Consider the following 20,731-nt stretch of genomic DNA (forward strand, 5'->3'; position numbering starts at 1 on the left):
AAAATGAATCATTCAGTTTTATCTAAATTCTTATTACATATTGGCGATAGTCAACTGGTTTTATCGCAGCGTTTGGCTGAGTGGTGCGGGCATGCACCAGAGCTTGAAGTTGATATCGCTTTAGCAAATATCGGTTTGGACTTGTTAGGTCAGGCAAGAAACTTTCTGACTTTGGCAGGTCAATATGATGAAGCTCAGCGTGATGAAGATCAGCTCGCTTATTTCCGTACTGAGCGTGAGTTTTTAAACCTATTGTTGTGCGAACAACCGAATGGTGATTTTGCACAAACGATTGTACGCCAATGGTTGATGGATCATTACCATCTTCATTTATTTACTGCTTTAACCCAAAGCTCGCTTCCTGAATTAAGTGCGCTTGCTGTGAAATCTTTAAAAGAAGTGAAGTATCACATCCGTTTTTCGACAAGCTGGATGGAGCGTCTAAGTTTAAGCACAGATGAAGCGCATCAACGTGTACAAGACGGATTAAATAATTTATGGCGCTTTACTGCTGAATTATTTGAACTCAATGCAGATGAACAAGCATTAGTCGCACAAGGTGTGATTCCAGATTTTTCAAATGAAAAAGAACAATGGGACAAAACCATTGCAGATGAGCTTAAGCGCTTTGAATTAACAGTTGCTGTTAATGGGGCTTATCGCCGCGGTGCGAAACAAGGATTGCATACTGAGCATTTAGGTTATTTGTTGGCTGAAATGCAAAGTATTCAAAGAACTTATCCGGGAATGACCTGGTAAGACAAGGAGGTGAGCCATGCACATGATTCGTCATTGCATCGACCAATGTTGGGATGTTCTACAAACGGTAAGTGACCCTGAAATTCCGGTTTTATCTGTTGTGGATTTAGGCATGATTCGCGGTGTAGAGATTAACGATCAACAAGAAATTGTAGTTCGTCTAACGCCAACATATAGCGGTTGCCCAGCAACAGATATGTTGAAAGCGCAAATTGTTGAGGCATTTACCGCAGAAGCGTTGACCCCAGTCAAAGTGATGGTCGATTTATCAGAAGCATGGACTACGGACTGGATGTCTGAGGCGGGTAAAAAGAAACTACAAGTCTATGGCATTGCGCCACCTGAAGGGTTGGCACATCAATGTGGTACGCATGTTCACTTAAAAGATGGCGTAGAGTGCCCACGTTGTAAAAGCCGACATACCCGACTGTTAACAGAGTTTAGTTCTACCGCCTGTAAAGCACTTTATAAATGTCAGGACTGTCTTGAGCCTTTTGATTACTTCAAATGTATTTAAGTCTTTAGATAAGGAAATCAGCCATGAGCCAATTTGTACCATTAAAAGTAAAAAGTATTACGCCTCAAACCGATCAGGCAATTTGTATTGCATTTGACGTTGTACCAGAACAACAAGAACAATTTCAATTTCAACCGGGTCAACACTTAACAATTCGCCATTTAACTGAAGCTGGTGAAATCCGCCGTTGTTATTCAATTTGTAGCTATGCGGCAAAAGAAGACATCAGTATTGCTGTTAAAAAAATTGATCAGGGTCAATTTTCACATTGGGCAAATGACCATTTAAAAGTGGGTGATGTGCTTGAAGTGATGCCACCACAAGGCGTGTTTTTTCAAAAAGCAGCAAAGGCTGGTGGGCAAAACTATTTAGGCGTTGCTGCGGGCAGTGGTATTACCCCAATTTTGTCGATTGTTAAGCAAGTTTTGTTTGAACAACCTGAAGCTAAATTTACGTTGCTTTATGGCAATCGTTCATGGAAACAAACCATGTTTGCCGAGCAAATTATGGATTTGAAAGATCAGTTCAAAGAACGTTTTCAACTCATCAATATTTTTTCTCGTGAGTTCAACGACAGCGAACTAATGAACGGGCGTATTGATGAAGAAAAGCTAAAACAACTTTTTGATTTTGATGTACTTGAAACGAGTTTTGACCATGTTTTTGCCTGTGGTCCAGACGAAATGATGAATGCCGTAGAAAGCACGTTACCAAATTATGGGATTGCAGCAGAGAAAATTCACACTGAACGTTTCCATACAGGGCAAGCCCGTAAACGTAGTGCTGAAGCTGATGCAAACCGTAAAGAGGAAAAAGTAAACATCATTTTAGATGGTCGTGAGCTGATTGTTTCTGTGGCTCAGGATGATGAAAGTATTCTTGATGCTGCTTTACGTGCTGGTGCTGACTTACCGTATGCCTGTAAAGGCGGGGTGTGTGCGACTTGTCGTTGTAAAGTTGTTTCAGGTGAAGTGGATATGTTCCTTAACTATAGTCTTGAAAAAGATGAAGTCGAAAGAGGCTATGTGCTCAGTTGCCAGACCTTGCCAAAAGGCTCAAATGTTCGTTTGAGTTTTGATGAATAGAGGCCTCTTATGCAAGAGTTGATTAAAGCCAACACAGCGGCAGAAGGTGTTTTGTTATTAACGCTAAACCGTCCAGAGAAAAGAAATGCTTTAAACAATGCAACATTGCAGTGTTTATGCGAGTTGCTCGAAGAAGCTGAACATAACGCTGAAGTTAAAGCGGTAGTTTTAACGGGTAACGCTCAGTGTTTTGCAGCTGGGGCAGATCTTAGCGAGTTGGCTGCTATGGACGCGGTTTCTTTGCAACTCGATATTCGCCCGAAGCTTTGGCAAAAAATTGATGCGTTTAGTAAGCCGCTCATTACCGCAGTCAATGGCTATGCCTTAGGTGCTGGGTTTGAGTTGGTTTTGCATTCAGATATGGTGATTTGCGGTGAAAATGCCCGTTTTGCTTTACCTGAAATTGGCCTTGGTATGTTGCCGGGTGCAGGTGGAACACAGCGTTTAGCGCGCTTGGTTGGGCAACAACTCACCATGCGCTGGGCAATGACAGGTGAGATGATTTCGGCGAAACAAGTAGAGCAACATGGTATTTGCAGTCAGGTTGTACCGACTGAATTAACCATTGAATATGCTATTCAACTTGCAGCCAAAATTGCGAAACAAGCGCCTTTAGCGATTCGCGTGATTAAACAGTCAATTAAAAGTATTCATGAAACGACTTTAAGTCAGGGACTCAAGTTTGAACGTCAAAACTTTGTCTGGCTGGCGGCTACAAAAGATCGAAACGAAGGGATTAATGCTTTCTTTGAGAAAAGAAAGCCAGTGTTTAGAGGTGAGTGATGGACTATCAAAATATTATTGCTGAAGAAAAAAATGGTGTTGGCTACCTGACATTTAACCGCCCAAAAGCACTGAATAGCTTTAACGTTGATATGCACCGTGAAGTGGCTGAGGTTTTAAACCTGTGGAGCAAAAATCCGGATGTTCGCTGTGTTGTGATTAGTGGTGAAGGCCGTGGCTTTTGTGCAGGGCAAGATTTAGGGGACCGTGTAGTTGACCCAAATGCTGAAGCTCCAGATTTAGGATATTCCATTGAAACTTACTATAACCCGCTCATTAAAACGATTGTAAATATGCCAAAGCCTGTGATTTGCGCGGTAAATGGCGTGGCAGCAGGTGCAGGGGCAAATATTGCACTGGCTTGTGATTTGGTCATTGCAGCCAAATCGGCAAACTTTGTACAAGCATTTTGTCGCTTAGGTTTGGTTCCGGACTCTGCGGGTACATGGTTTTTACCACGTGCTGTAGGCCATGCGCGAGCTATGGGGCTGACTTTGTTGGGTGACAAGCTCCCAGCAGAAACCGCAAAAGAATGGGGCATGATTTGGGATGTTGTAGAAGACGCCGAGCTTAAAACAAAAGTCACTGAACTGGCTGAACGTTTAGCGAAACAGCCTACTTTTGGTCTATCTCTTATTAAAAAAGCCATTCATCAATCAAGCAACAACACCTTTGATGAGCAAGTGCTGTTAGAGCGTGATTTACAACGTATTGCGGGTCGTTCAGAAGATTATCGTGAAGGTGTGCAAGCCTTTATGAATAAACGTGAACCAAATTTTAAAGGGCGCTAAGCATGACAGATTTAGACTTATCTCGTGCCCGAATTGCCGTCATTGGTTCTGGCACCATGGGCATCGGTATTGCCCAGTTAGCCATCGTCAATGGGCACTCGACCATTTTATATGACCTAGATGCTCAAAAAGCGCAACAAGCCGTTGAGGGCTTGGGGCAAACTTTTAAAAAGCTGGTCGAAAAGAACAAGCTTACTCAACAGCAAGCTGAAGAAGCCTTAGCGCGTTTAACTGTAGTCAATCAGGTTGAAGCACTGCGTGATGCTGACTTGGTTATTGAAGCGGTCGTTGAAAAAAAAGAAGTTAAACAGTCTTTATTTAAACAACTCGCTGAGATTTGTAGTGCGCAAACCATTTTTGCAAGCAATACATCTTCAATTTCAGTGACTGCAATTTCGGCTGGCATTGCTCACCCTGAGCGCGTGGTGGGTTTACACTTTTTTAACCCTGCGCCAGTCATGAAACTGGTTGAAATTGTACAAGGTTTAAAAACACCAAACAGCTTATGTTTGGCTTTAAAAAACTTAATGTTGAGCTGGAAAAAAATTCCAGTACTCACCAAGTCGACTCCTGGTTTTATCGTTAACCGAATTGCACGTCCGTTTTATGCAGAAGGCTTTAGAGCACTGCAAGAACAAGTCACCAGCTACGACCAACTAGACTATGCCTTAAAGCAATGCGGCGGTTTCGCGATGGGGCCGTGTGAACTTACAGACCTCATTGGTCAAGATGTTAACTTTTCGGTGACCCAAAGCGTTTATCAAGAATTTTTTTACGAACCACGCTATCGTCCAAGCTTGATTCAAAAAGAATTGGTCGATGCAGGAGCTTGGGGCCGTAAGTCAAAACAAGGTTTTTATCGCTATAACGAAAAAAATCAGTACGAAACATTTCAGCCTCAAGCTGTAATTGCCAAGCCAGTTGATGCACATACTCAGCTAAAAGGTGTCTGGTCTCAGCTACCTGCTTTTTTAACGCGTTTAGGTTTAAAAAGCGGATCTGCAAGTGATGACAATATCCTTCAAATTGATGATATCGATTTACGTTTGAGCCAAGGTGAGTCAGCCAATATTCATTACCTGAGCCGTAAAGTGGTTTTGATGGATTGGCATCATGATTTTGAACAGGCGCAGGCTTTAGTACTCAGTCATAACGAGCTCTGTGAAGCAAGTGATCTGGCTAAAGTTGAAGCTTACTTTGCGCAATTTGGCATGAGCGTTATGTGGATTAAGGACCATCCAGCACTGTTAACCTTACGCACCATCGCTTTACTCATTAATGAAGCCTGCGAAGCAAGTTTACATGGTGTTGCGAGTCTGGAAGATATTGATAATGCCATGAAATATGGAGTGAATTATCCTAAGGGTCCTTACCAGTGGTTGACACAAATGGGCGGTGCTTATGTGCTCCAAACCTTAAATAACTTATATGCACTGTATGGAGAGGATAAATATCGCGCGAGTATCTACCTCAAGCAATATGTAGCAAAAACTCAAAACATTGCTACTCAATATTCACGTGATATGACCGAATTTGCATAATCAGGAGTCAAGATGGAAGACGTTTTAATTTGCGATTTTATTCGTACCCCAATTGGACGATATGCAGGTGCCCTAAGTGCTGTACGTGCAGATGATTTAGCTGCATTGCCCATCAAATATTTAAAAGATAAACACCCGAACTTACCGTGGAATACTGTAGACGAAGTGTTTTTAGGATGTGCTAACCAAGCAGGTGAAGACAACCGTAACGTTGCACGCATGGCAACACTCTTGGCTGGCTTACCAGATGCAGTGCCAGCGATGACCGTAAATCGCTTGTGTGCTTCTGGTTTAGATGCGGTAGGACTTGCGGCACGCTCAATTAAAGCTGGTGAAGCGCAGTTTGTATTGGCAGGTGGCGTTGAGTCGATGAGCCGTGCGCCATTTGTACAAGCTAAACCAACCGAAGCGTTTAGCCGTACACCAGAAATTTATGACACCACCATTGGCTGGCGCTTTGTAAATAAGCAACTCAAAGCGCAATACGGCACCGACAGCATGCCGGAAACTGCCGAAAATGTAGCTGAAAAATATCAAATTAGTCGTGAAGACCAAGATGCTTTTGCATTACGTAGCCAACAAAAAACGGCTGCTGCACAACAAAATGGTTTCTTTACTGACGAGATTTTGCCTGTCGAGATTACAGACCGTAAGAAAAACGTAGTGGTGGTGAACCGTGATGAACATCCGCGTGAAACGACACTTGAAGCACTCGCAAAACTAAAAGCGCCGTTTAAAAAAGAAGGTGGTTCGGTGACTGCCGGAACTGCCTCTGGTGTGAATGATGGTGCCGCATGTGTGTTAATTACCAACCGTGAATTTGCAAATACACATGGTTTAAAACCTTTAGCACGTGTAATTGGCATTGCAAGTGCGGGTGTTGAACCCAAATATATGGGTATAGGTCCTGTTCCGGCTGTGCAGAAAATTTTAAAGCAGACAGGTTTAACGCTAGATCAGATGGATGTGATTGAGTTGAATGAAGCATTCGCAGCCCAATCTTTGGCTTGTATGCGTGAACTTGGTTTAAAAGATGACGATGAACGCGTGAACCCAAATGGTGGTGCAATTGCGTTAGGCCATCCGTTAGGCATGAGCGGTACACGTTTGGTGATTACGGCAACACGTGAGCTAAAAAAACGCGGTGGACGCTATGCACTTTGCACAATGTGTGTGGGTGTTGGACAAGGCGTCGCACTGATTTTGGAAAATTTAAATTAATTTAGACGGTTTTTAAAATTACATAATGAGGAGATAGGCGATGGACAGCCTTACAACGGATAATGTTGAGCAATTAACACTTGCAGAGCTTAGAGCGCTGCAAACTAAACGGTTAAAACAAACCCTGACTTTTGTATATGAAAATAGTCCGGTCTATAAGAAAAAGTTCGATGAAGCAGGTGTACATCCTGATGACTTCGTCACTTTAGACGATTTGGCAAAGTTTCCATTTACCACCAAACAGGATTTGAGAGACAATTATCCATTTGGGATGTTTGCCGTACCGCAAGAGCAAATTGTGCGTTTACATGCATCATCAGGCACAACGGGCAAACCAACCGTGGTGGGTTATACCCAAAAAGATATTAATACTTGGTCGGACATTGTTGCGCGTTGCTTACGCATGGCAGGTTTAACCGCGAAAGATATGATTCAGGTTGCTTATGGCTATGGACTCTTTACAGGTGGTCTAGGCGCGCATTATGGCGCTGAGCGCTTAGGTGCAACCGTGATTCCAATGTCTGGCGGGCAAACTGAAAAGCAAGTTCAGCTCATTCAAGACTTTAAACCGACTGCAATTATGGTTACGCCATCGTATTGCGTGAGTATTATTGAAAAGCTGGAACAACAATTTGGTACTGCGCGTAATACGTCTTTAAAAGTCGGTATTTTTGGTGCCGAGCCGTGGACCAACGAACTTCGCCGTGAAATTGAAGAGCGCCTCAATATTAAAGCACTCGATATTTATGGTTTGTCTGAGGTGATGGGACCGGGTGTTGCCATGCAATGTCTAGGCGAGGGCGAAGGGCTAACCATTTGGGAAGATCATTTCTATCCAGAAATTATTAATCCTGAAACGGGTGAAGTCTGTAAAGATGGTGAACTTGGTGAGTTAGTATTTACGACCATTACCAAAGAAGGTTTACCGATTATTCGTTACCGTACCCGTGATTTGACTCGTTTGTTAGCGGGAGAAAATCTGGCGATGCGTAAAATGGATAAAATTGTGGGCCGTAGTGACGACATGCTGATTATTCGCGGTGTAAATGTTTTCCCGACTCAAATTGAAGAGCAAATTTTGCAAGTTCCGAATTTAGTTCCAAATTATGAAATTTTGGTGACTAAAAAAGGACATATGGATACTTTGCATATTCGTACAGAGATGTGTCATAACTGTACTATACAGGCCAATCAACTTGCTCAGGAGTTGATGAAACGCATTAAAACCATGATTGGGATTAGCGTTACTGTAGAAGTTGTTACAGAAGCGACCTTACCTCGTTCGGAAGGTAAGGCAAAGCGGGTAATCGATATGCGTCAGATTGCTTAACATCAAGATCATTCAGGGTATAGAATCTATACCCTGAAACTAAACGCCAAGACATGAGTATGAGTGCAAAAATACAGCAAATAATTGATTCTGTTGTAAAGAATGAAACCTTAAGTGGAACTTCGCTTATTTCGACAATTTTTGGAGATTCAGTACTTCATCGGGGTGGAAACATTAGTCTTGCAAGCCTGATTCAGTTATTAGAGCTGTTTGGTTTTAATGACCGTGCTGTAAGAACCTCTGTTTTTCGTTTAGTTAAAAATGATTGGTTATGTTCAGACAAAATCGGCAGGACCAGTTTTTATCGAATTACCGATTCGAGTCGTTCGACTTATTTGCAAGCCGAGCAACGTATTTATAACGACCAGATGAAAGAGTGGGACCATTATTGGGATCTTATTCTGATGTCTAGCCTCGACACTGAAAATAAAGCGTTGTTAAAGAAAGAACTTGAATGGTTAGGATTTGCCAATATTTCGACAAATTTAATGGCTTATCCGGGCTGTAACCGTATTGAATTGCAACGCTTGTTGGTTGACTTAAATATGAGTGAGCAAGTGGTGGTGTTTAAAGCCGAAACCTTGCAGCTCTTTAATAATTCGGTCGATACAATTGGTCGTATGCTCAGAACCAACTGGCCAATTGATGAATTACGCCAAAGATATTTACAGTTTCTCGACATTTTTAGAGAAATTGGCGTGTTGCTGATGCAGGAAAACGAACAACTTGAACCAGTTCAGGCCTTTCAAATTCGAACTTTGCTGATTCATTATTATCGACGGATTTTATTGAAAGACCCTGCATTGCCGCTTGAGTTGTTGCCAACTGACTGGCCCGCGATTAGTGCACGAACTTTATCAATGAATATTTATAAAAAAGTATTTGAACCTGCGGATGAATACTTCTTGTCTGTTGCAGCAACAGCAGAAGGACCAATGCCAAATGCCACAGCACATTATTGGCGCCGTTTCGGAGGTTTGGTGGCGACAAATGAGAGGTTAAATCATGCCTTGTTATAGTATTGACGGTGTTATTCCGGTGGTAAGCCCAGAGGCTTTTGTACACCCAACTGCTGTTTTAATTGGTGATGTAATTATTGAAGCGGGCGTATATGTGGGGCCATTTGCTTCATTGCGTGCCGATTTTGGACGTATTCATATCAAGCAAAATGCCAATGTTCAAGATAACTGCACCGTACATGGCTTTCCACAAAGCGTGACTTTAGTTGAGGAAATGGGTCACATTGGGCATGGCACAACTTTACATGGTTGCCGTATTGGTAAAAATGTTTTGGTCGGCATGAACAGCGTGATTTTGGACTATGCCGAAATTGGTGAAAACACCATTATTGGCGCAAATAGTCTGGTCAAAACCAAAGATATAATTCCGGCAAATGTATTGGCAATGGGCAGTCCTGCCAAGGTTGCACGTGATTTATCAGAACAAGAAAAAAAGTGGAAAACCAGAGGCACGCAAGAATACATTGAGCTTGCACAGCGCTGCTTAAACTCAATGCAAGAAGTTCAGCCATTAAGCTCAGAGTCAGATGACCGCCTGACCTATAAGGACTTTAGTTCTTCAAACTATCAGATTAAACAAGATAGTGTTTAACGGCTATTCATAAGTCGATTTCAATACACATGAGTTCATAAAACTTAAGGAATACTCGCACGAGTAGGGAGACGTTTGTGCAAAAAAATGAAACTACTGCGGTTGATCAGTTCGCAGAATTATTAGGTGTTCAAGTGCTGCATCGCAGTTTTGATGAAGCGCGTTGTCAGCTTAATGTGAAAGACGAACACATGAATGCTTTGGGCGGTGTGCATGGTGGGGTCATATTTTCTTTAGCCGATATTGCTTTTGCGATGGCTTGTAATGCAGGGGATGCGCCATATACTGGCCTACAGGCAGATATTCGCTATATGAGTGGTGCGAAAGATAAGGTGTTATTTGCAACGGCAACCAAGGTCGGAAGTAGTAAAAAATTCGCGCATTATGAAGTGTTGATAACAGACGGTTTGAATAATAGAGTCGCTTTGTTTACATCTACGTGTTACAGACTTGCGCCGTAAGATATGGTTAGCTTTGAACAAAGCCCCTGAAAATAGGGGCATTTTTTAAATATGCTAGTAAATGAAAAAGACTAATCTAATCTACTAAAATGAGCCGTCTTTGCTTATATAGAGCCCATTAAAAATTGTTATTTAGCCATTCATCAAGGTGATCAACTTGAACAAAGGAAAGTTCGACAGGATAGGGTGGACATCTAAACCACCAGTAAGTATTTTTTGAAACATAAAGATTAATAATCTTTAATTCTGAAGATGAATCTGAATGCGGCCATTGTAATGAATTTCTAATTTTCTCATGTTCATTGTATAGAAAATCATAACGTCTTTTAATTTTTGAAATTTGTGATTTATCATTTTGATCTTTACCAAAAATCCTTTGTCTTAAACGACTCATATCCTTTAAACAATATGCAGGTTGATTGTATTTACATTCAACCATTATCCAACAATTAGATTCTGGGAAGAAAGCTAGTACATCATAATCACCAATATCGGGATAATTTTCTTTCTTAAATTTTTTCTTTAAATCAATACCATTTTCAATATATTGTGTGCGTCTATATAGAATATCAAAAGCTTTATTTTCTAATCGTTTTTCTAAAATTGTTTTAGAATCATCAACTAGTTTATTGATAGTTGGGAAATCAAAATCGGCAGGTAAATAACCATCTGTTGTGTGGGTTGTCCAAATACCTAATGCACGATGAGTGCAAGCTGGAGACCATACAATTTCATTATTCAAAGAAATTAAAGGCTTTATATTGAGTCGATTAGTACGCTTACTGTGGTCACCAACAGGTACATCAAATTGCTGGATATCACTACCTTCAAGTAAATTAATTTTTGAATTATCTAAAATTAAAAAACTTAGTATTTTTTCTATTTCATCAATTCTAACATCAGGATTGGTAATTAGATTAGAAAGTCCCTTCACTAATTCATCAAATGATAGTTTGTAGAAAGTTTGAATTTTAAAACTATTCAAATTCCCCCAGTTTGAAAGTAAATATAAGATAGTAAATAAATTTTTAAATCCAAACCCTAAGTCTTCATAAAATGCAGAATCTAACAAACTGTAATTGTCATCAGGAATTACTGAAGATAATTCATCAGCACTATTTAATCCAATTCCAAGTTTATACGCACTTAGTTCTTCATTGTATTTATCCTGAGAAAGTAAGCTGGATTCAGAAATGATTATTTCTGGAATATAGGTGGAATCGATCTCTATACCATCAACACCCACATTATAATGTAACCCATCACTGGAGTGATACATATTTAGAAGCCAATTGATCGAACCTAATAGAGTAAGATAATCCTCTTCATTAATAGGAGTGATACTTGTACTATGAAGCATCAATGTACACTCAATTAAATATCTATATATTTGTGAGGTTTTTTTGAAAACTGTATCTGATTCAGCTAATTTCTGTGCTCTATTATAACTGACTTCATGTTTTAAACTCATTTCCTGTTTAGACATATCTAAATAATTTGATGAAACTAAAAGAGAGTAATCATGTAGAGCAAGCTCAATTATTGAACTGATGCTATGTTTTTTTATAATACTATGGATATGTGTCCTAAATTTTTCAGAAGCATCATTCATAATCGATTTAGCAATATTTACATCTGAATATAAGCCAGGTTCAATATTATTAGATTTAAATATTTGAGCTAATATCTGTCTACCTTTTTTGTAATATACTTCTTTTATCGGGGGAGGTTCTCTATCAATAACATCAAATTTTGGACTTATATTGCCCATTGTCATTCTCAAAGGCCAGTCGCTTGTTTTTTCTAATGAATGATATAAGTCTTCAATATTTTTATTTTTTTTAACTTGATCGAATATTTCTAAAAATTTAATACAAATTTCAGTTTGGAAAGATGCATTGGTGCTTGATCTGAAATGATAAAGACAATAATCTAAATTTAAATATGTGTTAATTATTAGATTTTTATCTTTGTGCGTAATAATTTCTTTTTTTATAAATAACTCGTCATTATTATTTGGCTTGAAATCATCATCTATATTTTTTATCTCACTTCCAATGAGTAAATTAATAGTAATGTTTTTAGGTAAATTAATATCTATTAAGTAAGATGTACGTCTTGAAAATGCATCAGCGGCAGCATGAGAAAATAATTCTAATACTCGTGGATTTAATTCAGATTTGTTTATATCAATAATATTAAAGTCAAATAAGAAATGTATGCAAGTATTATTTAATATTGTACTCCATGACATTACTTCATGGTTTTGAGTGATAAGATGGTAGTTCCCATCATAAGAATGTTCGACATACCATTGATAATCTGCATTTGGAAGTGTTGATGGTAAATTATTATACTTTTTAACTATTTTTTCATATCTATATGTTGGAGCGTCATGGGTATTAATCATAATCATTGAAAAGGATGTAGCTCCATCTTCAAGTAAACCATAACTATTTTTAAATGATGAAAAACCATCTAAATTAAATCCCATAAACATTGTCTTTATCTGATTTTTTTTATAATATTCAATAAATTCATCAATTTCATCCTCTGAATCTATACAATCAACTACGGCTGTAAACTCATTGAGTGATGTTATTTCAACATTATTATCCTTTGTAAGTGGAACTAAATGATTTCTCGTTGTTAATTCTGGTAAAATAATAATAATTCTAATTTTATCATATGTTAATAGATTCCCATTGTTATCTATTGGTTGAATCTTCTTTAAAGAATACGGCTTTTGAAGTCCCCAATCCAAATCAGACATAATAGTCTTAATTTTCGTTAATATTGAATTTATGTTTTGTAGATTTTCATTATCTAAAGCTAGGACGAAATATACTTTATCTCGACTTTGAAAAACTGAACTAAATGTTAAATTTAAAACTTTTTCATCGGTTCTAAGTATAAAGTTATCGCACAATATTCTTTTGAAGTTTTTATTTAAAAATAAAGAGATATTTTTTGCAGTGTTTTTTAAATCAGGTTTTTTATTTTCATTATACTTCTCAACTAATACAGGTATGTGATTTCTTATTGAAAACGGATATAGTTTATTTTCAAATTCAAAATAAAGATGAGGATTTACTTCTGCATTCATATATTTTGAATAGAAGTCAATGTTAGGGGTTGGGTTTTCACCATTTTTTATTATTAATGATTTGTTGTGATTTTTTATATCAATATTCTCAATCCAATTAAGCATATTATTTCTGAAATTTTCATCTGGTATTGAAAGTTTTTTTTCAATATTTTCTACTTTATCCACTTTTTTTATTAAATCATTTTGTATTTTAATTATATTTTCTAAGTCTTCTAAAGCTTTACCATTATTTGAATATAAGTTTTCAAAAGCTTTTATGTAACTGTATGAATCAGTTAAGCAAGAGCCAAAGAATATATTGTATACGTTTTCTTTATATTGATATTTTACTTCTCCCCAATCTCCAATTGGACTGAAGTCTTCAACACTTGGGTTATGTGGTACTTTCGCATAGAGTTTTTGTAGTATATGACGGAATTCATCATAAGTATTAATTTTTTTATTACTGAAATCGTTTAATTTTATTGAAAAATAAATATTAAAAAGTAAGCTGAATTTTATATATTCATCAAGATTTCCAAGCCATGTTTCAGCTATTAGAAGAGTTTTAAATATATCTAATGGATGATATTCAGTTAATATTTTTTTTAAATCATTTATTTGTTTTGAAATATCTATATATTCATGTTTTTTATTATTTTTATTTGTTTTTAAAGATTGTGGTTTTGCAAATTCGAAAATTTTATCATTTAATAAGTTAAATGCAAATTTCTTTGCATTTTTATTATTGTTTTTTCTTTTTTTAGACATATCGGCTACTCATAATATATGAAAACTTCTTTAAGTATAAGATATATATGAGTTTGTTGTAAAGGTTGAATGGGGGTGAAATATCTTTAAATTTTTAGTGAATTTTATATCTCTATAAAATTTCTATCAGTGAAAAAATTATATAATATTTACCTTTTCTTTTATTGGAACGGTTGTGTTAAATGTTTTCTAATATGCTTTTAGGCTAGCATGAGTGTATTAATTAAAATTAATTATCTCCTAAGGTCTTAGTAGTTTTTTACAAAAAACTTTAATGAAACTTACATACATTTATCCCCCTCTATAACGCCCCACTTAACAATAACTCCCTCATTATTTAGCCTTACTTTTTTAATGATCTAATTTAAAACAAATGGCATTTTTCGTGCTTGACTGTAAAAGGGTTGGGCACTATTCTTTGCCTGCTGGCCACATTGCCAGTCGGTCGTCGCGGACCGGTTTTTTCGACCACATCAGGATTATTTCTTCTGAGGAATAGTCTTATGTGTAAACTCCTCGTCTCCTCCCGTTGCGGTAGGACGGGAGAGGGACACCCTCGGGTGTGCTGGAGTCGAAACCAGTCCGCGAACCCTCTTCCGTTCTGCCACCATAATTTTAATGTCGGCAGAACTCCCAATAAAAAGGAGTTGGCTTTGCACATCCATTATTTCTTGGCTCTCAATGCCAAAAGCTATAACGACACAGCTTAAAAAATTAAAGCAGCTTGATCACCTTAAGGTTTTCAGGCTTTAAGTCTTTTTATTTAAAACTTAGCAATAACAAACTCGAGATGTGCCATGCACAGTCTTTATGGGCTTTGCTGTGCCTTTTTTCTCCCAAAAAAGTATCTCATTTAGAAACAACAATAATTTTTATAACGGTAAAACTATGCCAAAGTTAGTTCTTCCAACACGTGCCATACAAGTCATCAATAAGTCGATTTATTTGTTTCACCATTACGGGTTTCATACCGTTGGGGTCGACAAAATTGTGAAAGAGTGCGGAATTCCAAAAGCGACTTTTTATAACTACTTTCACTCGAAAGAGCGATTTATTGAAATCTGTTTGATTGTGCAAAAAGAACGTTTAAAAGAAAAAGTGGTTTCAATTGCTGAATACGACCAAGGCACAAGTGCCACCGATAAACTTAAGAAACTTTATTTCTTACATACCGATTTAAACGGGCTTTACTACCTATTATTTAAAGCCATTTTTGAAGCGAAACTGACCTATTCAAAAGCCTATCAAGTCGCAATTAAATATAGAACGTGGCTAATCAATGAAATCTATAGCCAGCTTATAAAACTAAAAACCGATGCGACTTTTCAAGATGCAAAACTATTTTTATATATGATTGAGGGCGCAATTATTCAGCTTTTAAGTTCAGATGGGGTAGACGACAGAGAAAGCTACTGGAATATGATTTCTAATGTCTTTCTTTAGATGTTTCAGCCTATGTTTGGGGGAAGAAGCCAAAAAGTAGACGAGTTTAAATATTTAACTCAAAGTTTACTTTTACACGATCTAAAACAATTAAGGTTCGATATGTTTTTACATCTTCATTATCAGCAAAATGTTTTCTAACTAAACTTTCAAAATGAGATAAGTTGTTGCTCAGCATGATAATGATAAAAGAGACACCTCCATTCACAAAGTAGCACTGTTGAATTTCTTCAACAGAAGCAAAGTATTGCTTCGCTCTATCCATAACTACGGAGCGGTCTTCGCTAAGTCGGACTTCAATAATAGAAGTAATTTTTTCTCCAAATTTTAGCGGATTTAAAATAGCGCAATTTCTTAAAATGATTTCCTTTTCTTCCATACGAGATATACGTCTTTGAACGGAAGCGGAGGATAGGCCAATTTTTTCAGAAATTTCTCGATGCGAAGTTTTATTGTCTTTTTGAAGTATTCTCAAGATTGCATAATCAAAATTATCTAAAGAAATATCTGACATGAGTAAATCTCTCATTAAGCTTTAAATATAGAGTTATTTAATCGTTTTATTAAGAGAAATAGAAGAAATATATTGATTATATAGAATTAAAATTTCAATCATTCCCAGAGTGGTAAATATGATGATTGAGACAAACTCCAAGCAAGGCATGGCATTTGCAGCCGCATTTCTATCTTTAGTTTCTGTGCAAATAGGAGCATCAATAGGAAAAGCCCTTTTTCCAATTCTGAGTGCAGAAGGAGTGACCTTAACTCGACTTGCTTTAGCAGCATGTTTCTTATGGATTGTTTATAAACCTTGGAGAGACTGGAATAGACAGACCAATTGGAAAAATCTAATTATTTATGGGGCCATCCTCACTTTAATGAATACTTTAATTTATAAAGCATTTTCTTATATGTCTGTTGGGATCGCTATTTCCATCGAAGTGTTGGGACCACTTACGGTTGCTATTTTAATGTCCAAAAATAAATTAGATTATTTTTGGGGAGCATTATCTCTTATTGGTTTGCTTTTTTTACCTATGGGCAATTCAAACAATAACTTTAGTTTTATTGGTATGACGTATGCGCTTGTGGCTGCCGTGGGTTGGGGACTGTATATTATTTATGGCTCTAAAGTTGCACAAGGTGGCGGAAGCTCTGTTGCAACTGGAATGTTCCTAGCAGCTTTGTTTGCAACACCTTTAGGGGCTTCTCACATGATCCATATTTTTGATAGTTATAAGATTCTTTTGACATGTTTACTCATGGCGATGCTAGCGAGTGCTATTCCATTTATATTAGATATGATTGCGATGAAAAAATTGCATCCGCGAGTTTTTGGAATATTAGTGAGCGCATCACCAGCGGTGAGTGCTTTAGCTGGATGGCTGATTTTAGATGAACGATTAAATCATTTTCAGATCTTTGGTATAGCAATTATTATGGCATCGTGTGCAGGATGTTCTTATTTCTCTTATAAACGTAATACTGCATAAGCCCATTCATTTATGGTGACTTAGGTCTAAAAGCTAGATGAGTCGTGTGAAGGGGGAGAAATAATAATTAGAGAACTCCCTCCTTAAAAAGCTGCTTCTGTACAAAAGAATATAAAAACAGCAAGTAACACTTACTCAAGTATCATTTTAATCTGATTGATATTTATACAATATAGTTACCAGATCACAAGGATATGAACTGATGAAATTTCTAAAATTTTTAACTTTTAGCACGATTCTAACTTTATCCGCACATAGTTATGCGACAGTGGGTGGTGGACAAAAAATTGAAGTATTGGGTTATCAGCAAAAAGAGAAGAAACTTTATGTATTAAGACACTATGAAGATGGTCGAGGACGTTTACCACAACTATATTATTATCTATTAAATAGTAAATCGCCTGACAAACTTATTGAAGTTAAATCTCTCTATATCAATCCAAAAACCCATAAGATTGATTATGATCAAGATAGTACAGCGTTTGATAAAGCGCTTAAAAAAATTAAAAGGAATTTAACTCCTTTGATCGTAAGTAATAGTAAGACTGTAAAAATTCAGACATTAAAAACTCATCAGAATCAAATATCAGCTTGGTTTGATCCTTCAGGGAAGATCACACAATATAAAACCGAATATGTTGTAAAATCGCCATCTTTACAAAGTAAGGCCCATGTGGCGGTTCATTACACCAAAGCAATAAAAATTTCCCAAAATTATAGCGTGCCTAAACACAATAATAGGTTGGTTGTAGTTAGATATTTGGGGGTTCCAGAAGAAACTGGTTATGACATTGAAGACCCTGTTTTACTACTGCCTGTGAAAAAATAAGTTTAAGCGTAAATTATTTTCTTGGTTCAAATCGGTAGCAGCAGGGCATCACTATCTGGATGTTTACGACAATATTGCCAGCATTGGTCATTATCATCTTGCGGTCATTGAAGTTGTAAATGAGCAAAAGAAAATGCCCATTTGTTATTTTTTAATCATTTTGAGAGTTAAAAACGGTTATGTTTCAAAAAGGATTTTAATTTTTATATAATTAAATCAGTTGTCTATAGAAACTATTGAATTAATTTATTCAAGATCAAGTTGATTATCGTCTTTCGTAATTTTAATTTTTAACTTTTTATATTTGCGTTTATTTGGATCAATTGCAGAATTTATGACCTCATCTGAGAAAGAGGTGCATAACATTAGTTTTGCGTATGCACGGTAGCCTATTAAAATTCTGCGTAGCGGATAGTCCGTTCTTGAAGAATAATATTCGATTCGCGAGTTAAGCTCTTGTAGTAAGGTCTGTTCGGCCATTCGAATAATTTTCTGTAAGTGATTCATTGCAGCATATAGAGATTTATCTAATCAAAGAAGGGTTATTTTCACTAATATGAAATTTGGAAAATTAAACACTAATATTGCATATTTAAATACCCTAGACATACAAATTATTTTTTTATTACCTGTAAATTTAAGTAGATACACTAAAACCATAATACATTGATAAATGGTAGAAAAATTACGGGTAACAACTCTTTTTAGAGCAACAGATCTAGGTGTGTTATAGTCAATTTCGATTAATAATTGGCATTAAAATGGATATCTGTATTGGCGGCATACTTGATGGTCAAAAAAGAAAGAATGATCAGACTCATTTCAAAGTAGACAACCATTATTCTGATCATGGTTCTCAATATAATAAAGAGTATTTTCATTTAGATGGGCAACTTCATTCATTTTGGATAAGTGAAGAACTTGACTTCTATGAAGCACAAAAAAGAGTTGAATTAATCCTGAATACGAAACTTTTAGTTACCTAAATTAAAATAAATAATTTATTATAAAAGAGGGTGGAATTTTGAAGCTATCCTCTTCATTAAAATAAAATTTAAATATTTTATAGATTTAATTTTTGAAATTTATCAATACATAATTATTCATGAATCTATTCTTTTATCCTGTAATCTAAAGAAAATAATTTAGTTTGGATTGTAGGTGTCTATATGGGAGATAAATTGATTGAAAAAGATAAACTTTTAAATTATCTTGCCCAAAAAAATGCAGAGAAAGAAATAGAGTGTGAATGGTTGAGGAATATTATTATTCGGTTAATTGATGAGCTTGAAGATAACCGTTTGCAAGCACAGCTAATTCGACAAGTAAATGAAGAACTCATTTTATTAATACAAACACATGTTGATCCAGATTTTAATTCAAAAGATTTAAGTAAATTTAAAAATTAATTGGGTTTTGAGTTTTTAAGGGATCCAGTTGGAGTATTCTTTATAAAAAATTAATATGAAAGAAGTCCAAAAAATGGACTTCTTTCATATTAATTAAAATTTTATCTTTTTATTTATTTTTTTCTTCATTATTTTTAATTGGTGAAGAATCTTCTGATTCAGATGGCTGGGCTGGTTTTTCAACTTTATCCTCATTTGGTTTTGGATCGGAGTCATTTTGGTTCTGAGTTGCTTTTTTTGAAAAGTCTTTAAAATCAGACATTTTAAACTTCTTAATAAGAGTAGTGAAGCTTGATAGTATACCTTTCACTGAGTTACATTACGGTAGTTATGGGAGTGGTATGTAGAGATATTTTCCTTTATATACTTTAATATCGATATAATTTTTTAAAAAATATCTTATATATTGATTTAAATAGTAAAATTTAAATTAAGGATGAAAAATAATAGATATTTTTAATCTATTTTATTTATATAGTTTTTAAAAAATATGATATTCGCATCTGTATCCAAAAATATAAAAACTTTATGATATTGTTTTTGCGGGTTAAATTCGTACTTGGGGTGTGAGCATAAAGTTAATAAGGATTAAAATAATAAAAAATATAGGGGTTTAAAGTATTTATTCTGTGTGGTGATTAAAATGTATATTATTGCGATAATAAACAACAGTATCACATTCAGATACACTTGCGGTGTATCTATATAAAGGTAAAGGGACTATGTTAACTAAGTGCTAGATAATCATCTGCACACCATTAAATAGGAGAGACTCTAATGTCTCAGGACCAAGTTAAAAGCGATCAAGACAAATCAAAAGAGCAACAACAGCAACAACAAGATGGTAAAGAGTTTGAACCTAAAACTCCTGATCAAAATGACGCAGAAAAAGTCAATCAAAATGATAAAAATGAGAAAAAATCATAATATAGAAATTTATATTTTTTCTTAAAAATATTGGTTGGTAGAAAGAATAACTATTCTTTTTGCCAATTTATAAAATTAAGAGGAATATTTTAATATGTATTTTATAATAATACTTTTTATCTTATTTATTTTTGCTTATATTTTATTTAAGGTTTTTTCTACAGTTAATCTAGAACTCCCCGAAAGCACCCTAAAAATAGCTGGAAAAATATTTACAGAGAACAAAAACTTTTTTGAACATGAAATAATTGTAATTTTATACCAAGAAGAATTGATAACTTTAGTCGGTAACCAAAATGGTGGTAGCGTGAAGGTCTTTAAAAATGCTGTAATATGCCTAGAAAAAGAAACAAATAAAATCGCAGTATATATAGATACTTTAAGAGTCGGATATCTTAATAAAATAAACTCCTCCAGTTTTGTTAATTTTTTAAAAATAAAAGGTTTTAGTGAGCGAGATGCTTTTGAAGTTGATGCGGTTATAATTAGTGAAGAATTAAGCCAGTGGAGTGTGAAGCTAGACATACCATACGATATGGAAAAGTTTAGGTTTGATAAATATTAAAATCCAATACATATTTGATTGATATTTTATAAGATATATTTTGGTACATTTTTTTTAGTATTGAAAATAAAAAGAGATCATAATCATTGTAGTGATAATAAAAAGGA

Annotated in this window: 22 protein-coding genes and 1 pseudogene; 19 read left to right on the top strand and 4 right to left on the bottom strand. The window is 35.8% G+C overall.

Annotation, left to right across the window (positions count from 1 at the left end; all coding sequences use genetic code 11):
* Positions 1 to 3: 3 nt before the first annotated feature.
* The 11 genes from paaC to ACLBWE_RS12245 all read left to right on the top strand — a co-directional run bounded on the left by paaC (position 4) and on the right by ACLBWE_RS12245 (position 10,099).
* On the top strand, positions 4 to 759 hold the full coding sequence (gene paaC, locus ACLBWE_RS12195) for a 1,2-phenylacetyl-CoA epoxidase subunit PaaC (protein WP_447603141.1): 756 nt from the start codon (positions 4 to 6) through the stop codon (positions 757 to 759).
* 16 nt (positions 760 to 775) lie between these two features.
* The gene (gene paaD, locus ACLBWE_RS12200) at positions 776 to 1,276 is read left to right on the top strand and encodes a 1,2-phenylacetyl-CoA epoxidase subunit PaaD (protein WP_447603143.1); all 501 of its coding nucleotides are present in this window, start codon (positions 776 to 778) and stop codon (positions 1,274 to 1,276) included.
* 23 nt (positions 1,277 to 1,299) lie between these two features.
* Complete coding sequence (paaE, locus tag ACLBWE_RS12205; protein WP_045435801.1) at positions 1,300 to 2,361, top strand: 1,2-phenylacetyl-CoA epoxidase subunit PaaE; 1,062 nt, start codon at positions 1,300 to 1,302, stop codon at positions 2,359 to 2,361.
* Positions 2,362 to 2,370: 9 nt separating this feature from the next.
* A complete protein-coding gene (locus ACLBWE_RS12210) occupies positions 2,371 to 3,144 on the top strand; it encodes an enoyl-CoA hydratase-related protein (protein ID WP_447603145.1) in 774 nt (257 codons plus the stop codon).
* On the top strand, positions 3,144 to 3,935 hold the full coding sequence (paaG, locus tag ACLBWE_RS12215) for a 2-(1,2-epoxy-1,2-dihydrophenyl)acetyl-CoA isomerase PaaG (RefSeq protein ID WP_202743823.1): 792 nt from the start codon (positions 3,144 to 3,146) through the stop codon (positions 3,933 to 3,935). The genes ACLBWE_RS12210 and paaG overlap by 1 nt, the downstream gene beginning before the upstream one ends.
* 2 nt (positions 3,936 to 3,937) lie before the next feature.
* Positions 3,938 to 5,476, top strand: coding sequence for a 3-hydroxyacyl-CoA dehydrogenase (locus tag ACLBWE_RS12220; protein WP_447603148.1), 1,539 nt, complete (start codon positions 3,938 to 3,940; stop codon positions 5,474 to 5,476).
* A 12-nt stretch (positions 5,477 to 5,488) separates the two neighbouring features.
* Complete coding sequence (pcaF, locus tag ACLBWE_RS12225; RefSeq protein ID WP_447603150.1) at positions 5,489 to 6,697, top strand: 3-oxoadipyl-CoA thiolase; 1,209 nt, start codon at positions 5,489 to 5,491, stop codon at positions 6,695 to 6,697.
* A 40-nt stretch (positions 6,698 to 6,737) separates the two neighbouring features.
* A complete protein-coding gene (gene paaK / locus ACLBWE_RS12230) occupies positions 6,738 to 8,027 on the top strand; it encodes a phenylacetate--CoA ligase PaaK (protein ID WP_447603152.1) in 1,290 nt (429 codons plus the stop codon).
* 53 nt (positions 8,028 to 8,080) lie between these two features.
* Complete coding sequence (gene paaX / locus ACLBWE_RS12235) at positions 8,081 to 9,046, top strand: phenylacetic acid degradation operon negative regulatory protein PaaX (protein WP_000062822.1); 966 nt, start codon at positions 8,081 to 8,083, stop codon at positions 9,044 to 9,046.
* Positions 9,033 to 9,638, top strand: a complete 606-nt coding sequence (locus tag ACLBWE_RS12240) for a DapH/DapD/GlmU-related protein (RefSeq protein ID WP_151302631.1) — start codon at positions 9,033 to 9,035, stop codon at positions 9,636 to 9,638. The genes paaX and ACLBWE_RS12240 overlap by 14 nt, the downstream gene beginning before the upstream one ends.
* Positions 9,639 to 9,715: 77 nt before the next feature.
* A complete protein-coding gene (locus ACLBWE_RS12245; RefSeq protein WP_045435781.1) occupies positions 9,716 to 10,099 on the top strand; it encodes a PaaI family thioesterase in 384 nt (127 codons plus the stop codon).
* Between the two features lie 118 nt (positions 10,100 to 10,217).
* Here the strand turns inward: ACLBWE_RS12245 and ACLBWE_RS12250 are convergent, their stop codons facing one another.
* The gene (locus ACLBWE_RS12250) at positions 10,218 to 13,958 is read right to left on the bottom strand and encodes a hypothetical protein (RefSeq protein WP_447603155.1); all 3,741 of its coding nucleotides are present in this window, start codon (positions 13,956 to 13,958) and stop codon (positions 10,218 to 10,220) included.
* 888 nt (positions 13,959 to 14,846) lie between these two features.
* Between ACLBWE_RS12250 and ACLBWE_RS12255 the strand changes: the two genes are divergently transcribed.
* A complete protein-coding gene (locus ACLBWE_RS12255) occupies positions 14,847 to 15,401 on the top strand; it encodes a TetR/AcrR family transcriptional regulator (protein WP_447603157.1) in 555 nt (184 codons plus the stop codon).
* 46 nt (positions 15,402 to 15,447) lie between these two features.
* Here the strand turns inward: ACLBWE_RS12255 and ACLBWE_RS12260 are convergent, their stop codons facing one another.
* Positions 15,448 to 15,915 carry an Lrp/AsnC family transcriptional regulator gene (locus ACLBWE_RS12260; RefSeq protein WP_004642213.1) on the bottom strand — a complete coding sequence of 156 codons (468 nt, stop codon included), beginning with the start codon at positions 15,913 to 15,915 and terminating at the stop codon, positions 15,448 to 15,450.
* A 118-nt stretch (positions 15,916 to 16,033) separates the two neighbouring features.
* Between ACLBWE_RS12260 and ACLBWE_RS12265 the strand changes: the two genes are divergently transcribed.
* The 3 genes and pseudogenes from ACLBWE_RS12265 to ACLBWE_RS12275 form a co-directional block, all read left to right on the top strand.
* The gene (locus ACLBWE_RS12265; protein ID WP_447603160.1) at positions 16,034 to 16,894 is read left to right on the top strand and encodes an EamA family transporter; all 861 of its coding nucleotides are present in this window, start codon (positions 16,034 to 16,036) and stop codon (positions 16,892 to 16,894) included.
* A 202-nt stretch (positions 16,895 to 17,096) separates the two neighbouring features.
* Positions 17,097 to 17,723 (top strand): hypothetical protein, encoded by a 627-nt coding sequence (locus ACLBWE_RS12270; protein WP_198496142.1) that lies wholly within the window; start codon positions 17,097 to 17,099, stop codon positions 17,721 to 17,723.
* Between the two features lie 37 nt (positions 17,724 to 17,760).
* A pseudogene (locus ACLBWE_RS12275) lies at positions 17,761 to 17,859 on the top strand (aminotransferase); the annotation flags it as partial.
* A 110-nt stretch (positions 17,860 to 17,969) separates the two neighbouring features.
* Here the strand turns inward: ACLBWE_RS12275 and ACLBWE_RS12280 are convergent.
* A complete protein-coding gene (locus ACLBWE_RS12280) occupies positions 17,970 to 18,203 on the bottom strand; it encodes a hypothetical protein (RefSeq protein WP_155120866.1) in 234 nt (77 codons plus the stop codon).
* Positions 18,204 to 18,484: 281 nt separating this feature from the next.
* On the opposite strand from ACLBWE_RS12280, the gene ACLBWE_RS12285 reads away from it, so the two are divergent.
* Together ACLBWE_RS12285 and ACLBWE_RS12290 are read left to right on the top strand one after the other, a co-directional pair.
* Positions 18,485 to 18,709, top strand: coding sequence for a hypothetical protein (locus ACLBWE_RS12285; RefSeq protein ID WP_005047932.1), 225 nt, complete (start codon positions 18,485 to 18,487; stop codon positions 18,707 to 18,709).
* Between the two features lie 183 nt (positions 18,710 to 18,892).
* Complete coding sequence (locus ACLBWE_RS12290; RefSeq protein WP_003650908.1) at positions 18,893 to 19,132, top strand: hypothetical protein; 240 nt, start codon at positions 18,893 to 18,895, stop codon at positions 19,130 to 19,132.
* A gap of 109 nt (positions 19,133 to 19,241) precedes the next feature.
* Here the strand turns inward: ACLBWE_RS12290 and ACLBWE_RS12295 are convergent, their stop codons facing one another.
* Positions 19,242 to 19,394, bottom strand: coding sequence for a hypothetical protein (locus tag ACLBWE_RS12295; RefSeq protein WP_003650910.1), 153 nt, complete (start codon positions 19,392 to 19,394; stop codon positions 19,242 to 19,244).
* 515 nt (positions 19,395 to 19,909) lie between these two features.
* Here ACLBWE_RS12295 and ACLBWE_RS12300 point away from each other — a divergent pair.
* Together ACLBWE_RS12300 and ACLBWE_RS12305 are read left to right on the top strand one after the other, a co-directional pair.
* Positions 19,910 to 20,059 (top strand): hypothetical protein, encoded by a 150-nt coding sequence (locus ACLBWE_RS12300; RefSeq protein WP_016138666.1) that lies wholly within the window; start codon positions 19,910 to 19,912, stop codon positions 20,057 to 20,059.
* Positions 20,060 to 20,153: 94 nt separating this feature from the next.
* Complete coding sequence (locus tag ACLBWE_RS12305; protein ID WP_016138665.1) at positions 20,154 to 20,624, top strand: hypothetical protein; 471 nt, start codon at positions 20,154 to 20,156, stop codon at positions 20,622 to 20,624.
* Positions 20,625 to 20,731: the final 107 nt, after the last annotated feature.

It is taken from the genome of Acinetobacter sp. M5A5_2a (assembly GCF_053345265.1).

Coding starts and splice junctions, on each gene's coding strand:
- ACLBWE_RS12300 (WP_016138666.1), top strand. CDS start 19,910: ATGTCTCAGGACCAAGTTAAAAGCGATCAAGACAAATCAAAAGAGCAA.
- ACLBWE_RS12260 (WP_004642213.1), bottom strand. CDS start 15,915: ATGTCAGATATTTCTTTAGATAATTTTGATTATGCAATCTTGAGAATA.
- ACLBWE_RS12265 (WP_447603160.1), top strand. CDS start 16,034: ATGATGATTGAGACAAACTCCAAGCAAGGCATGGCATTTGCAGCCGCA.
- ACLBWE_RS12250 (WP_447603155.1), bottom strand. CDS start 13,958: ATGTCTAAAAAAAGAAAAAACAATAATAAAAATGCAAAGAAATTTGCA.
- ACLBWE_RS12295 (WP_003650910.1), bottom strand. CDS start 19,394: ATGTCTGATTTTAAAGACTTTTCAAAAAAAGCAACTCAGAACCAAAAT.
- ACLBWE_RS12305 (WP_016138665.1), top strand. CDS start 20,154: ATGTATTTTATAATAATACTTTTTATCTTATTTATTTTTGCTTATATT.
- ACLBWE_RS12240 (WP_151302631.1), top strand. CDS start 9,033: ATGCCTTGTTATAGTATTGACGGTGTTATTCCGGTGGTAAGCCCAGAG.
- ACLBWE_RS12280 (WP_155120866.1), bottom strand. CDS start 18,203: ATGGCCGAACAGACCTTACTACAAGAGCTTAACTCGCGAATCGAATAT.
- ACLBWE_RS12270 (WP_198496142.1), top strand. CDS start 17,097: ATGAAATTTCTAAAATTTTTAACTTTTAGCACGATTCTAACTTTATCC.
- ACLBWE_RS12255 (WP_447603157.1), top strand. CDS start 14,847: ATGCCAAAGTTAGTTCTTCCAACACGTGCCATACAAGTCATCAATAAG.
- ACLBWE_RS12285 (WP_005047932.1), top strand. CDS start 18,485: ATGGATATCTGTATTGGCGGCATACTTGATGGTCAAAAAAGAAAGAAT.
- ACLBWE_RS12220 (WP_447603148.1), top strand. CDS start 3,938: ATGACAGATTTAGACTTATCTCGTGCCCGAATTGCCGTCATTGGTTCT.
- pcaF (WP_447603150.1), top strand. CDS start 5,489: ATGGAAGACGTTTTAATTTGCGATTTTATTCGTACCCCAATTGGACGA.
- paaG (WP_202743823.1), top strand. CDS start 3,144: ATGGACTATCAAAATATTATTGCTGAAGAAAAAAATGGTGTTGGCTAC.
- ACLBWE_RS12290 (WP_003650908.1), top strand. CDS start 18,893: ATGGGAGATAAATTGATTGAAAAAGATAAACTTTTAAATTATCTTGCC.
- paaD (WP_447603143.1), top strand. CDS start 776: ATGCACATGATTCGTCATTGCATCGACCAATGTTGGGATGTTCTACAA.
- paaE (WP_045435801.1), top strand. CDS start 1,300: ATGAGCCAATTTGTACCATTAAAAGTAAAAAGTATTACGCCTCAAACC.
- ACLBWE_RS12210 (WP_447603145.1), top strand. CDS start 2,371: ATGCAAGAGTTGATTAAAGCCAACACAGCGGCAGAAGGTGTTTTGTTA.
- paaC (WP_447603141.1), top strand. CDS start 4: ATGAATCATTCAGTTTTATCTAAATTCTTATTACATATTGGCGATAGT.
- paaX (WP_000062822.1), top strand. CDS start 8,081: ATGAGTATGAGTGCAAAAATACAGCAAATAATTGATTCTGTTGTAAAG.
- paaK (WP_447603152.1), top strand. CDS start 6,738: ATGGACAGCCTTACAACGGATAATGTTGAGCAATTAACACTTGCAGAG.